Raw genomic sequence first — 13,597 nt, forward strand, 5'->3', positions numbered from 1 at the left:
CGGGTTAATTCAATCTTTTACCCCATACAAAAACCTGGTTAACCTGGTTCGCCTGATGATAAAGTGGTAAATGGAAAAAATGGTAATTGCGCTTAAAATGGTTAGCACTATAAGTTTTACCAGTAAAGGCAGGCTCCATTGCACAACCTGGTATCCTATAACCACAATTACAGTTTGGTGCAGGATATAAAAAGGGTAAACAGCCCTGTTCAGGTAAGTCAGGACCGGGGAAGAAAAGTTCAGGTATTTTTTTGCATAACCCGATATAGCCAGGATGACCATCCAGATTTCCAGGCAGTTTAATAAGGCGTAGGAAGTGTACTTTGGCCCATACTCCTTTGGGATTTGCAAGGGCCACCAGTACATTGCATAAAGTGATGCCACCGTTATAACTGCAACAAGCAGGTAAGGCTTCCGGTATTTTTCACAATTGCTCCAAAAGGATAAAGACCCACCCAGGAAATACCCGTAAAGCAGTAGGGTGATCGAAAAAATGAAGACAAACCAGTCGTCGAACAGGCTTCCTTGTTCGGGCCAGGCAAGAAATAAAGTATAATAAATATACATCAGCGGGATGACCATAAGGACAGTACCAACAGGGGAAGCTAACAGGCCAGTAATTTTTTCCTTGAAATTGGCCAGCAATTTTATTTTGAACAGGAAGAATATGGGGGTTAGTATAAGGATAAAGGTGAAGAGGTAAACAACAAACCACATATGGCTCCAGGTTAAACTACCATCGGGATAGGGGATGAACTTCCATACTGATGGATAAAAATCGATGTAACTTTCATGTATTCGGCCCTTTTGCGTGTATTCGACCCATACCTGCAGTGGAATGGTAAATAACATTGCAAAAACCAGCGGGATAAATAATCTTTTAACCCTTTCCCAAAGAAAAACCGGAACCGGCCTGCGCTGAAGTGAAAAATATACGCCTACGCCGGAAATAAAAAATAACAGCGGAAGTCGCCATTGGTGGAACCACCAGATCAAATTCATTAAGGCTTGTGATGTTTGCGCATTTTTTACTTCCCATCCATAAGGTACAAAAGGCATTGACGAATGAAATATAATCAGTAATATGAATGCAAGCACTCTTATCCAGTCAATATAATGTTGCCGGTCCCTTTGGGTTACCATAAGCAGATTTTTTACTACTACGTGTGAGTGATAATTTTAAGTTACAGGTTTTTCATAAAGCAGGCCGGCCCTTACCCGCGGGACGCCTTATATCTGATTTGTTTGCACCGATCATAACTTCATCCAGGAAATAAGTTCTTTCTTCCTGTTTACTTTGTGTTCCTGTCCAACCTGGCATCCAGCACCATTTATACAAACCAATTTTGAAATAAGGGAAGGGTGATCCAATATATTGGCAGGGCCCGGAATACTTCAATACACTACTATCATTCCTCCAGATCTGTATTCGCCCAGATGCATTGGTGTTGGGGTTGTATTGAATTTTCCAATCCATCCAGCTGTCTTTTTTTACAGGGCCCAGATCAAAGATTTTTTGTACTATGCTTTTAGGGCTGTCACAATAATCAGCAGTACTGAAACGAACAACTGCCCTGAAATGATCATCCTTAATTTCAATTGCCAGGGTGGGACTGGCGCCGCATTTGGGTGAACTAATATGCCATTGCGCAATGATTTCTTCAGCAGGATCAGCGCCATAAGTTGATGGAAAATAATTCGAAAAACCATACCACCGCAATGTGGTATCAATTAATTTGGAATCAGGATAATAATTATAGGTGAGTTCAGTCCTCTTATTGCCATATTGCGATTCGGGGTCATTTTTCCTGAGTGTTATTTTCAATGCTTTTGCACCTGCCCTTGCGGTGTCTGTTACCAGTTTAAGGTTTTCCTTGCGGCCATATTCAATGGCAAACCATCCATTGCTAACTTCCAGGCCCGCATCAAAATGATCCGAAAATGAATGCGAAGACCGGCTTCCTGATTTTTGTGCAGGAAGCTCGCAGCCCATAGCCAATACGCTGACCAACAGAAAAACTTTAATCATTCTGATAAAGATAGTTTCATTGTCTAATTATCCTTTCTTTGTCCTGTCAATCTTCCGGAATGAAAAAATACATGCTAACATATTCAGCTGTTTTTGTCCTTTTCATTGGATTGATGTGGTGGATAATATCTAAAGGTAAGAAGCTGGTGCCTCATTATAGTAGCCTGGCCCAAACTGAAACAAATGTAAATACCCCAATAGAACGGGTACCGTCAATTATTTCTGAAACGCCACTGGAAGTGTTTTACCAGCATATGCAACAACCGCTTAGTCGCTTATTGCTCCAGGTCATTGTTATCCTGCTGGTAGCGCGCATTTTTGGAACACTGGCAAGAAGGCTGAGGTTACAGTCTGTTGTTGGTGAAATGATTGCAGGTATTGTACTTGGTCCCTCATTACTGGGTTGGGTGTTTCCCCGTTTTTCTGCGTTTTTGTTTTTCCCTGATTCCCTCAAAAGCCTTCAGTTCCTAAGCCAGGTTGGCCTGGTATTATTCATGTTTGTTATTGGTATGGAACTGGACATTGCCCAGGTGCGGAATAAGGCAAAAGATGCGGTTGTAATTAGTCATGCCAGTATTCTTTTCCCCTATTTCCTGGGAACATTACTTGCTTATTTTCTTTATGAACATTTCGCATATACTGGTACAAGTTTTCTCTCCTTTGCCTTATTTATGGGAATTGCCATGAGTATAACTGCTTTCCCGGTCCTGGCTCGCATTTTACAGGAAAGAAAGCTGACTCAAACGCCTCTGGGAATCCTGACCGTTACCTGTGCGGCAGCTGATGATGTTACCGCATGGTGTATCCTGGCGGTTGTTATAGCAATTGTAAAAGCCGGAGGCATGTTGAGTGCGTTACTGGCAATTGGGTTAGCTGTATTATTTGTGGTTTTTATGCTTTACCCTTTAAAAAATTGGTGGTCAAAAACTTCTGCCTATTTGGTAAAACGAAAAGCCACTTCAAAAACACTTATTGCGGGATCGTTTTTTGTTTTACTCTTAAGTGCATGGCTAGCCGAAGTGATCGGCATACATGCATTATTCGGTGCCTTCCTGGCTGGGGTGATCATGCCCCAGGAAGCTTCCATCAAGAAACTGCTGACGGATAAAGTGGAAGATATCAGCGTATTGCTGTTCCTGCCTATATTTTTTGCTTTTACCGGATTGAGGACACATATTGGATTATTGACCGAAGGAAATTACTGGTGGATTTGCATCCTGATCATATTGGTTGCGGTAACCGGAAAATTCGGTGGCAGTACTTTAGCCGCAAGGATAGTGGGACAATCGTGGAAGGATGCATTATCCGTGGGCGTATTGATGAATACCCGGGGACTCATGGAACTTGTAGTGTTGAATATAGGTTTTGACCTGGGCATTCTTTCCCCTGAGATTTTTGCCATGATGGTTATTATGGCTTTATCAACAACCCTCATGACGGGCCCTGGACTTGAACTCATCAATTATTATTTCTCCCGCCCAATAGTTTCCCCAAAAGAATTCGTTAACCGCGTACCTAAATAAAGCGTTACAGGAATCAGTGTAAGAAGAAAGAAAATGTATAGGTAGTTCCCGGCAAAAGCATTATTGCCGGGCCCTGTTTGAATAATATTATTGGTGGATTGGTAAACAATATTGCCGGACCAATGCAATCCTAGGGTCAGTCCCAGGTTACCTGTTTTAACCAGGGCCATCATCAGGAAAATTCCAATAACAAAAAGGTAGGTCCAGACAGGTAGTCCGTCTGCCAGCCTGTAAATATGGTTTAAAACATAGAGGATTGCTGAACCGTACAATAATATCCGCGGGGCAAGAATTCCGTTAAAATGGCGATATACATAGCCCCTTGTCAATACATCTTCCGATAAGGAGGAAAAAAATGTTCCGAACGTGAAAAGAAAAAATGAAGGGAGGAATTTATTCAAGGACGGCATATTGGAAATCCGTTCAACATCAAAGGCAAGGCTGGTAATAAAGTAAAGGATATAAACAAGTCCACCAGCAATCAAACCGGCAAAAAGGTTCCGCCACCATTTTTTATTGAATTGTATGCCCCATGCTCCAAGTCCGCCAAAACCCTGGAACCTCGCAACTGTATAGGCAGCAATAAAGAAAGCAGCCTGGAGGAGTAAAAACCCGGCAGGGCTATTTTTAAATAACATCATGTATTCTGCGCCATGATAAAAAGCGAACAGGATAAGGAATCCGAGGATAACTTTAAGGAATTGCATAGTTCAGAATTTTTCTGTTCCCGGAATTTCAAGAATAAGGTTCGCGCCATAACAACCTGCGGGAGTCTGGTAACCTGCACAAAAATTTCCTTCCAATATTTTACGGGCGATAATCAGGCTGCTGTGCGCAGTAAGGGTATATCCATCCGGACCACTGAGCCTGCCGGTTTTTCTTTCGCCCCGGGCATTCGATACTTCACCCCAAACGAGGCTTTTCCCTCTTTTGCGTTCTTCAGCAGAAGGGCCGGCTGGTTTCCTGTTAATATAATCCTGGGCTTTTTTCCTGGCCCAATTTGTTTGTAAAAACCAATTGAAAAGTTTTTGCAATTTCAGGATACGGTAAATGCCTGGATTAATACCGGTATAAGTAATGATATTAGGGATACCTGTTGTATGATAGGCAGTGGAAATATCCCCCCACGGAATGCTCATTACCAGTATGGGGCTTTTTCCAAATTCCACCTTCCGTGTTGTATAGCCAATAGGCTTTGAAATAATCAGGCCGTTTTGCCTGATGGCGCCATCCTGCCCGAGTGACTGCACCATGGTTGTGGCCGTACCATGGGAGATACCACCTCCGGGGCTTGTGAATGCCAGTTCAAGATGTGTGGCATCGGGCAATTGTTCTTTTAGTGAAAGGGCCATGCAATCCGTAGGCACCACGTCGAACCCGGCACCCGGCATAATCATAATGCCGGCTGCCCGGGCTTCTTCATGGAATTTACGGGCCATTTCGAAAACAGGAATTTCACCGGTGATATCGATGTAATGCACTTTGTTCCTGATGCAGGCTTCTATCATTGGTTTCGAGGTGATGGAGAATGGTCCTGCAGCATGCAAAACAACATCAATATCATCCAGGAGTGCATCAACATCACCTGGATCATTTAATCCGGCAATCCGGTAAGGGAGGTTATACTCCTCAGACAATTGCTGGATGGCGGCTTTATTCCGTCCGGCAAGAATGGGTTGTAAACCATATAATGCCGCGGTTTCGGTAATCAGTTTTCCTGTGTAACCATTGGCGCCGTATAAAAGCAGGTTTGCAGACATACCTGAAAGTTACTACAGGTGGATTTCGCCTGCTAAAATTTATTTTGTTGCCTGATCACCAGGTATCCATCCTGTGGCAATGGCTGGTATCCGTAATCATAACAGAAATAAAACAATTCACCACTTTCATTAAGTTGAAAGTGGGTGCAATACTTGAACTGAAATCCATTTTGTAAAAGTTTTTCCCTGTTGGTGCGGGCCATAAGGGTATTGCCATTGAGGTGATCGGCAAGTATACGCCGGTTCCTCACCAGTGCATGGTTGATATTCCGTACCAGGTTGTATTCGCCTATGTTTCGCTGGTTATTGAAGGCATTGCGACAGGTATCATCACAAAATTTTTTATCTGATCTTCCCCTGATTTGTTTTTCGCACCATTGACAATAACGGGCGATGATTGGTCTGGCCATTTTTTTAGGCTAAAGTATTACAGGCAACATTTCTTTACAATCGTTTTTGAACGGTTAATTCAGGGTAAAATCACTTAGCAGCCGATTGCTGGATTTTGCTTTTTTCATATTTGCACTGTTCCCCCAGGCGCCGGGGTGAACACCAAATATTATAAACAAATAAAAAGAAGGAAGATGAGTGAAAACAAGAACAGGGTCCTGCTGGTCGGTAACCTGGGATCAGACCCCGAAATTAAAGTAACGCCGACTGGCCGCAAAGTGGCGAAATTTTCAGTAGCAACAAGTGAGACCTACCAAAACAGCCAGGGAGAGAAAGTAACTGAAACACAATGGCACCATATGGTTGCCTGGGGTAAGCTGGCCGATAAGGCTGAACAGGAATTGCAAAAGGGGGCTGAGGTTTCTGTTGAAGGAAAGCTTATTTACCGCAATTACATCGACAAGGATGGCGCTAAGAAAAATGTAACGGAAATCAGTGTCATTGAATTGGTTTGCCTTCAGCAGCGGAGTAAAACAGATGCATGAAAAACCGGGTTGGTATGCCTGCAAAGCTCGTTTTTGCGGGCATACCTTTCATTATTCCTAGCTTTACAGGAGATTATGGAAACCGATACAACGAATAAGTATTTTGAACTGGCCAGCAGATTTGTGCAGCATACCAACAGGAATATTTTCCTTACAGGTAAAGCAGGAACAGGTAAAACAACTTTCCTGAAATATATCAGGAGCCATTGCTCAAAGAAAGTGGCAGTTGTTGCACCGACCGGGGTAGCCGCTATTAATGCAGGCGGTGTAACCCTGCATACGTTTTTCCAGTTGCCATTGGGAGCCTATATGCCTGGCGGGATAATACCAGACAGTGGCGACCAATTGTTTAATAACCGGCAAACCCTGCTCAGGAACCTTCGCTTATCGCAAGCCAAGCGTGAGTTGATGCGTGAGCTCGAATTATTAGTGATTGATGAGGTAAGTATGCTGCGTGCTGATTTGCTTGATGCTATTGACGTCATTCTTCGGCATGTCAGGAAAAGGCCTTCGCAGGCTTTTGGGGGAGTGCAGGTCTTGTTTATTGGCGATTTATTCCAGTTGCCCCCGGTTATTTCTGACAAAGAATGGAGTTTTTTAAAGGAAGAATATGCAAGTCCGTTTTTTTTCGATGCCCAGGTACTAAAAACTGAACAACCAATCTTCCTCGAACTGAAAAAAATCTACCGGCAAAACGAACAGTCATTTATTGACCTGCTTAATAAAGTCAGGAATAACTGTATGGGTACAGAAGATTTGCAGTTATTGAACAGCCGTTATCAATATGGGTTTCAACCTGGTTCGGGGGATCAATATATTACATTGACCACACACAATTCCAGGGCCGACCAGATCAACCAGCAGGCACTGTTGCAACTTAATGAGGAGGTCTTTCATTTCAGGGCTGAAATAATTGGCGACTTTTCAGAAAAAGCTTTTCCGGCAGATGAAGAACTGGTTTTGAAAAAAGGCGCTCAGGTGATGTTCATTAAAAATGATAAGGGTGAACAGCGCCGGTTTTTTAATGGTAAGTTAGGTATTGTGCAGGCGATCAGTGAGGAAAGCATCCAGGTCAGTTTTGCCGGCGAAGAACAACTACTCGAACTGGAACGGGAAACCTGGCGGAATATCAGGTACCAGTATAATAAAACAAAAGACAGCATTGAAGAGGAAGAGCTGGGAACTTTCACCCAGTATCCTGTCCGGCTTGCCTGGGCAATAACAATTCATAAAAGCCAGGGGCTTACATTTAACAAGGCTATTATAGATGCGGGGGCTGCTTTTGCACCCGGGCAGGTGTATGTGGCGCTTAGCCGGCTCACAAATATTGAAGGCCTGGTACTAAGGTCAAGGATTGGTGGCGGTGCTATTCAAACAGATCCGAAGGTCTTGCAATTTACTGACCTCGAAAAAGGGGTGGATATTCTTGAAACAGAGTTGTTAAAAGGGCAGCAGGATTTTATCAGGAACTCTTTAATAAATGCCTTCCAGGTTGAAGGGTTACAGGAATTAGCCGAACAATGGCTGGCAGAATCCGAAAAGAAAAACAATATCGGTAAAGTGGAGATCAGGGAATGGGCATTATTATTCCGGCAGCAGGTGAACCAACTGGTGCCGGTAGCAAAAAAAACCATGGACCATCTTGAAGCTCATTTTCGGTTAGGCGATAGCACTGGTTTCAGCCAGCTGGTAGAAAGGACCAGTGCTGCAGCCGGTTATTTTTCGAATGCATTACAGCATATGCGGGAAGGCTTGAAGCAACATAGTGAAGCATTGAAAAAGCAAACCAAAACAGGAAAATACATTAAGGAGCTGGAAACAATTGAATCTGTACTATTACTGAGGATTGAACAAATCAGGAAATCAGAAAAAATGACCAATGCTTTACATACGGGTTCAAGTGCCGGCAGCATCCTGCAATTAATTGCGGAAAAGCCTAAAATTGAGCCTGTAATATCGTCAAAAGACAAGGGTATTAATGGTAATGCAGAAAAACCGGTAAAAACCGGAAATAAAAAAGAAGCCGCAAAAAAGGGGGACAGCCACCGAACTAGTTTTGACATGTACATTTCCGGGAAAAGCATTCCTGATATTGCCAAAGAAAGGGATCTTGCTATTTCAACGATTACGGGTCACCTTGTTTCTTTTGTTGCAAGTGGGGAATTGGCGGTTGACAGGTTGGTAAATTCAGATAAAATAGAAAAAATAACAGAAGCTATTCAATCGCAAGGCGTGCAGCATTCGGGGCAAATAAAAGAAATATTGGGGGATGGATACAGCTACCCGGAAATAAAGGCGGTTTTTGCACATCTGGAATATACACGGAAAACGATATTGACCTAGTGGTACCAGGACGAAGATACCGCGGCATTATATATATGCTTTTGGCCGCTGCCGGCTTTTCCCTGATGGGAGCTTCCGCGAAAATGGTTAAAGAGACTTTCAGCGCCGGTCAACTCGTTTTTTGGCGCAACATGATGGGCGCCTTAGTATTGGTACCCGGATTAATCCTTAGGCCACCACAAAAGAAAACCGGTGGAAAAATCGGTTGGCTGGTTTTTCGTGGCTTTATGGGTACTGTAGCAGTATATGCTTTATTGTATTGTGTTATTAATATGCCATTGGGCACGGCGATGACCTATAACCTTACTTCCACCATCTGGATAGCCTTATTTTCTTTTTTGGTATTCAGGGAGTACGCCGGCAAGCCGGTAATTATTGCCATCCTTTTAGGATTTGCAGGAATGGTGCTAGTCTACCAACCTAATATACACATGCCCTGGTATTTTCATTTTGCGGGTTTTATTTCGGGGATATGTTCAGGTATAGCCTACCTGACGGTAGGCAGGTTAAGCAGTTTTTTTGATGCCCGTTTAATTGTGTTGTCTTTTGTTTCGGGCGGAATTATAATTCCCCTGCTTTCTACATGCATCCAATATTATTCCGGACTTCCTGCAGACGGCGTCTGGTTAATTAAATGGCAATGGCCGGTTGGGGGGCAATGGATATGGATCATCGGTATGGGATTGTTTGCCCTGTTTGGTCAATATTTTGTAACACGTGCCTATGGATCGGATAAAGCAAGTGTTGTATCGGCCATTAGTTATGCCAATATTGTATTCAGTGTATTTCTTGGTGTATTGATGGGTGACCATTTCCCTGATATAATCAGCCTGGCGGGTATACTTTGCATTATATGTAGCGGGATTATGATTTCCGTTTTTAAGGAAAGGTCCAAAAGGGGCGGCATTTGAAGCTATTCAAAAAGATTACCGGGTGTTAAATATGAACTTTAACCCGGCAATTACAAAGTAAAGCAGGAAGTTTTTTGGTGATGAATGAGTCTTTATCGTATATTTGCGATATAAGATATTGGTATCGCAGCAGTATATCCATTTTGAAGTACCCGCTGGATTTAAACTAGAAGAAATGGCCATCCATAAAAAAGAAATATTCTCCCGGAAAGAGCAGGACCTGGCGGCTTTCGCCAAAGCGATCGCCCATCCGGCCCGCATCGCTATCCTGAAAGTACTGGCTGAAAAAAACGAGTGTATCTGCGGGGAAATAGTGGAGATACTCCCTCTTGCACAAAGCACCGTATCGCAACACCTGAAAGAACTGAAAGACGCAGGCTTAATCAATGGATCCATCGATGGCCCGCGTAGTTGCTACTGCATTAACTGGGAAGCATTTGAATTATTCAATTCAGAATTTAGCGGCCTTTTCAAATCCCTGCAAATTGACCAGGCAAAAAAATGTTGTTAACTAAAATATATAATCATGCAAAATGATCAGGCTATTAAATCGGTCGTAAAAGAAAAATACAGCGAAATCGCGGAACAGTCCGCCGCACAAAATGCTACATCCTGCTGTGGCGCCACTTCCTGCTGTGGTGAAGATGTATACCATATCATGGCAGATGATTATACGCAGCTGGAGGGTTACCACAAGAACGCAGACCTGGGATTGGGTTGCGGATTGCCGACCGCATTTGCACAAATAAAAACAGGCGATACTGTTATTGACCTGGGCAGCGGTGCAGGCAATGATTGTTTTATCGCAAGGGCAGCTGTTGGTGAAAAAGGTAAGGTAATTGGCATCGACTTTACTGAAAAGATGATTGCCAAAGCCCGCGAAAACGCCGAACAGCTTGGTTTCAACAATGTCGAGTTCAGGCTGGGAGATATAGAACATATGCCTGTAACCGCCAACAAGGCAGATGTGGTGGTGAGTAATTGTGTACTGAACCTGGTTCCCAATAAGACCGCAGTATTTAAAGAGATTTACAGGGTATTGAAACCCGGCGGACATTTTTCTATTTCTGACATTGTATTAGATGGCAACCTGCCTGATAAATGGAAAGAAGTCGCTGAACTTTATGCTGGTTGTGTATCAGGTGCAATCCAGGAAAAGGACTACCTGCAAATCATTGACCAAACCGGGTTTACCAATCGCACGATCCAGAAGGAAAAAGATATCAGGATACCTGATGATATCCTGGCGCAATACCTGACCCCATCTGAAATCAGTGCCTATAAAACAGGGACTGTAAAAATTAAAAGCATCACCGTTTTTGCACAAAAGCCGGTGGATACAAAGGCAGCCTGCGAACCTGGAAAGGGATGCTGTTAAGTTATAAAAGGGGGCAATGATGGAACAGGTAATTATCAGAAAAGCAGTTGCAAGATCCGCTGAATTCAATGGACTTTGCCCGGCATCGTACAGCATCATGAAGAAGATCATATAATTTTAGTCAGGGTAATAAAATGGACAAGAAGAAACTTTTATTCGTTTGTGTCGAGAATGCCAACAGGAGCCAGATGAGCCAGGCATTTGCAAAAATACTGGGTGGCGAAAATGTAGAAGCTTACAGCGCAGGAAGCCGGCCAAGTGGTGTGGTAAACCCAAAAGCCATTGCAGCGATGAAAGAATTGGGCTATGACCTTACTACTCACGATTCAAAATCACTTGATGAAGTTAAAGCCTTCGCACCATTTGATGTGGTCGTAACTATGGGATGTGGCGATGCTTGTCCATGGATGCCGGCAAAGCAATTTATTGATTGGCAAATTCCAGATCCGAAACATATGGAGCCAGCAGAATTCAACAAGGTCCGCGATTATATCCGTGAAAAAGTTAAGGGCCTGTTGGTTTCTTTACGCTGATAAACTCAGGAGAATATTTTATAAACCAGCAGGCTCATCAGGTAAGCCAGGGTAGTCATATAGAGAAGTTGGATTACCGGCCATTTCCAACTTCGGGTTTCCCTTTTAACAACAGCAAGGGTACTCATGCATTGCATGGCCAGCACATAAAATACCATTAAAGATAGTCCGGTTGCCAATGTATAAACTGCAGTACCATCAGCTTTTTTAGCCTGGTGCATTTTTTCCCGTAACAACATCCCACTGTCGTCGTCATTATCTCCTACGCTATACAAAGTAGCCATTGTGCCTACAAAAACTTCCCTTGCAGCAAAGGATGTAACCAGTGCGATACCAATCTTCCAATCGTAGCCTAACGGTGCAATTACAGGCTCCATGGATTTCCCGATTATACCGGCGTAAGAATTGGCCAGTTTCGCTGCGCCTTCTTCCCGGTTCAGCTCTTTCTCCCTTGCAGGTTGTTCCTGTTTCAGGAGGGCGTATTTTGCCTTTACCTGCTCTATACGGTCACCCGGACCATAAGTGCTGAGCGCCCAGAGCAACAAACTGATTATCATAATTACCTTACCGGCATCAGTTACGAATATCCGCGCCTTTTGAACCATGGTTGTAAAAATATTCTTCCAGCGCGGAGCCCTGTACATGGGTAATTCCAGGATGAAGAAACTTTTCTCCTGGATATTGATGAACCATTTGGCCACCCACGAAACAAGCATGGCCATTACAATGCCCAGCAAATACAATCCCATCATTACCAATCCCTGTAAGCTGATCAGGCCCCAGACTTTTTCCTGAGGGATAACCAGGGCTATCAAAATGGTAAATACTGGCAATCGCGCACTGCAACTCATCAAAGGGGTAACCAGTATTGTCAGCAGGCGCTCTTTTTTGTTTTCTATATTCCTTGCACTCATGATGGCCGGAACCGCACAGGCAAATGCACTGATCATGGGCATCACACTTTTCCCGTTCAATCCGACTTTTCGCATGAGCTTATCTGTTAAGAAGCTTATCCTTGCCATATAGCCCGTGTCTTCCAGTATGGTAATCAGTCCGAATAATATCATAATCTGCGGGACAAATACCAATATGCCGCTTAGTCCGGCAACTATGCCATTAATCAAAAGGTCACTCCACCAGCTTTCAGGCAGGATAGACGATAACCAGGACCCGAAACTTCCAAAGCTCCATTCGATGGCATCCATGGGGTATTGTGCAATCAGGAATACACTTTGGAAAAGCAGGAAGAGTACCGCCAGTAAAATGATGTACCCCCAAACCCGGTGAATCAGCAGGTTGTCCAGTTTTTCGGTAAAGAGGCTTTTTTGCAGCGGATCAGGTTCTGAAACAGTCTGCTGCATGATCCCCTTTATGCGAACATAACGTTGCATAATTTCTTCTGCCTGTGTCTTAGTGGGATTAAACAGGTTTTCGGTCTCTACTTTTTCTATCGATTCCTGCAGGTCATGCGAAAGATGGAAGCTTTCGTGGTTAATCAGGTAGTGAATGGCCTTATAATCACTTAGTCCGTCTACCATTTCTTTTACCCTGTCGACGGCATTAATGGCCAGGTCGCGGTTGGGTATAAAATCCCTTAGTGGCGCCTTGTATTGTTGTTTCGCGGTTGCGGCCATCACTTTTTTAAGTGCCGGTATACCTTTGTTTTTCCGGGGGTTCACCGTAACCACTGGAACACCCAGCTCCCGTTCAAGGCCATCAGTATCAATTTCAATCCCCTTACTGCGGGCGAGGTCCATCATTGTCAGTGCTACAACAACAGGGATTTTAAGGTCAATAATCTGGGAAACAAAGAGCAGGTTCCTTTTCAGGTTGCTGGCATCAACCAGTAAGACCAGCATATCCAGTTTCACTTCCCGGTCTTGTCCCATTAGAACCATGTAAGTGACCCACTCATCACTTCTCCGGGGGTAAAGGCTATAGGTTCCGGGAAGGTCAATAATAGACGCAGATACACCCTCTGACAATATGCTTTGCCCGGTTTTTTTGTCCACTGTAACTCCCGGAAAATTGCCAACCTTTTGGTTTAATCCTGTCAGGGCATTAAAAAGTGAACTTTTTCCGCTGTTGGGGTTGCCGACTAATCCTATTTGAAACATTCCTTTGGCCATCTTATTAGTAGGCGCAAAAATACCAAGGATAAAACGATACTGGTTACGAAATCGGG

Annotated in this window: 13 protein-coding genes; 7 read left to right on the plus strand and 6 right to left on the minus strand. The window is 43.6% G+C overall.

What is annotated here, in order from left to right; all coding sequences use genetic code 11:
- Positions 1–9: 9 nt before the first annotated feature.
- Together LAQ65_RS09935 and LAQ65_RS09940 are read right to left on the minus strand one after the other, a co-directional pair.
- Complete coding sequence (locus LAQ65_RS09935; protein WP_224116810.1) at positions 10–1,143, minus strand: acyltransferase family protein; 1,134 nt, start codon at positions 1,141–1,143, stop codon at positions 10–12.
- Positions 1,144–1,195: 52 nt separating this feature from the next.
- Positions 1,196–2,029 carry a polysaccharide lyase gene (locus LAQ65_RS09940; RefSeq protein ID WP_224116811.1) on the minus strand — a complete coding sequence of 278 codons (834 nt, stop codon included), beginning with the start codon at positions 2,027–2,029 and terminating at the stop codon, positions 1,196–1,198.
- A 59-nt stretch (positions 2,030–2,088) separates the two neighbouring features.
- Between LAQ65_RS09940 and LAQ65_RS09945 the strand changes: the two genes are divergently transcribed.
- Positions 2,089–3,552 (plus strand): cation:proton antiporter, encoded by a 1,464-nt coding sequence (locus LAQ65_RS09945; RefSeq protein ID WP_224116812.1) that lies wholly within the window; start codon positions 2,089–2,091, stop codon positions 3,550–3,552.
- On the opposite strand, the gene LAQ65_RS09950 is transcribed toward LAQ65_RS09945, so the two are convergent.
- Genes LAQ65_RS09950 through LAQ65_RS09960 form a run of 3 tightly spaced genes read right to left on the minus strand, consistent with a single transcriptional unit; the run spans position 3,495 to position 5,722 of the window.
- A complete protein-coding gene (locus tag LAQ65_RS09950) occupies positions 3,495–4,259 on the minus strand; it encodes a CPBP family intramembrane glutamic endopeptidase (protein WP_224116813.1) in 765 nt (254 codons plus the stop codon). The genes LAQ65_RS09945 and LAQ65_RS09950 overlap by 58 nt on opposite strands.
- A gap of 3 nt (positions 4,260–4,262) precedes the next feature.
- Positions 4,263–5,312 (minus strand): saccharopine dehydrogenase family protein, encoded by a 1,050-nt coding sequence (locus tag LAQ65_RS09955; protein WP_224116814.1) that lies wholly within the window; start codon positions 5,310–5,312, stop codon positions 4,263–4,265.
- A gap of 32 nt (positions 5,313–5,344) precedes the next feature.
- Entirely contained in the window at positions 5,345–5,722 is a 378-nt protein-coding gene (locus LAQ65_RS09960) for a hypothetical protein (RefSeq protein ID WP_224116815.1), read from the minus strand.
- Between the two features lie 174 nt (positions 5,723–5,896).
- On the opposite strand from LAQ65_RS09960, the gene LAQ65_RS09965 reads away from it, so the two are divergent.
- The 6 genes from LAQ65_RS09965 to LAQ65_RS09990 all read left to right on the plus strand — a co-directional run bounded on the left by LAQ65_RS09965 (position 5,897) and on the right by LAQ65_RS09990 (position 11,412).
- Entirely contained in the window at positions 5,897–6,247 is a 351-nt protein-coding gene (locus tag LAQ65_RS09965; RefSeq protein ID WP_224116816.1) for a single-stranded DNA-binding protein, read from the plus strand.
- 75 nt (positions 6,248–6,322) lie between these two features.
- Complete coding sequence (locus LAQ65_RS09970) at positions 6,323–8,590, plus strand: helix-turn-helix domain-containing protein (RefSeq protein ID WP_224116817.1); 2,268 nt, start codon at positions 6,323–6,325, stop codon at positions 8,588–8,590.
- Positions 8,590–9,501: a DMT family transporter gene (locus LAQ65_RS09975; protein WP_317196995.1), complete on the plus strand. Its 912-nt coding sequence runs from the start codon at positions 8,590–8,592 to the stop codon at positions 9,499–9,501. The genes LAQ65_RS09970 and LAQ65_RS09975 overlap by 1 nt, the downstream gene beginning before the upstream one ends.
- A 175-nt stretch (positions 9,502–9,676) precedes the next feature.
- Entirely contained in the window at positions 9,677–10,012 is a 336-nt protein-coding gene (locus tag LAQ65_RS09980) for an ArsR/SmtB family transcription factor (RefSeq protein ID WP_224116819.1), read from the plus strand.
- A gap of 15 nt (positions 10,013–10,027) precedes the next feature.
- The gene (locus LAQ65_RS09985; RefSeq protein WP_224116820.1) at positions 10,028–10,879 is read left to right on the plus strand and encodes an arsenite methyltransferase; all 852 of its coding nucleotides are present in this window, start codon (positions 10,028–10,030) and stop codon (positions 10,877–10,879) included.
- Between the two features lie 134 nt (positions 10,880–11,013).
- Positions 11,014–11,412 carry an arsenate reductase ArsC gene (locus LAQ65_RS09990; RefSeq protein WP_224116821.1) on the plus strand — a complete coding sequence of 133 codons (399 nt, stop codon included), beginning with the start codon at positions 11,014–11,016 and terminating at the stop codon, positions 11,410–11,412.
- Positions 11,413–11,417: 5 nt separating this feature from the next.
- On the opposite strand, the gene feoB is transcribed toward LAQ65_RS09990, so the two are convergent.
- The gene (gene feoB, locus LAQ65_RS09995) at positions 11,418–13,529 is read right to left on the minus strand and encodes a ferrous iron transport protein B (RefSeq protein WP_224116822.1); all 2,112 of its coding nucleotides are present in this window, start codon (positions 13,527–13,529) and stop codon (positions 11,418–11,420) included.
- Between the last annotated feature and the right edge of the window lie 68 nt (positions 13,530–13,597).

Source organism: Flavihumibacter profundi, from assembly GCF_020076305.1.
Taxonomy (GTDB): Bacteria; Bacteroidota; Bacteroidia; order Chitinophagales; family Chitinophagaceae; genus Flavihumibacter; species Flavihumibacter profundi.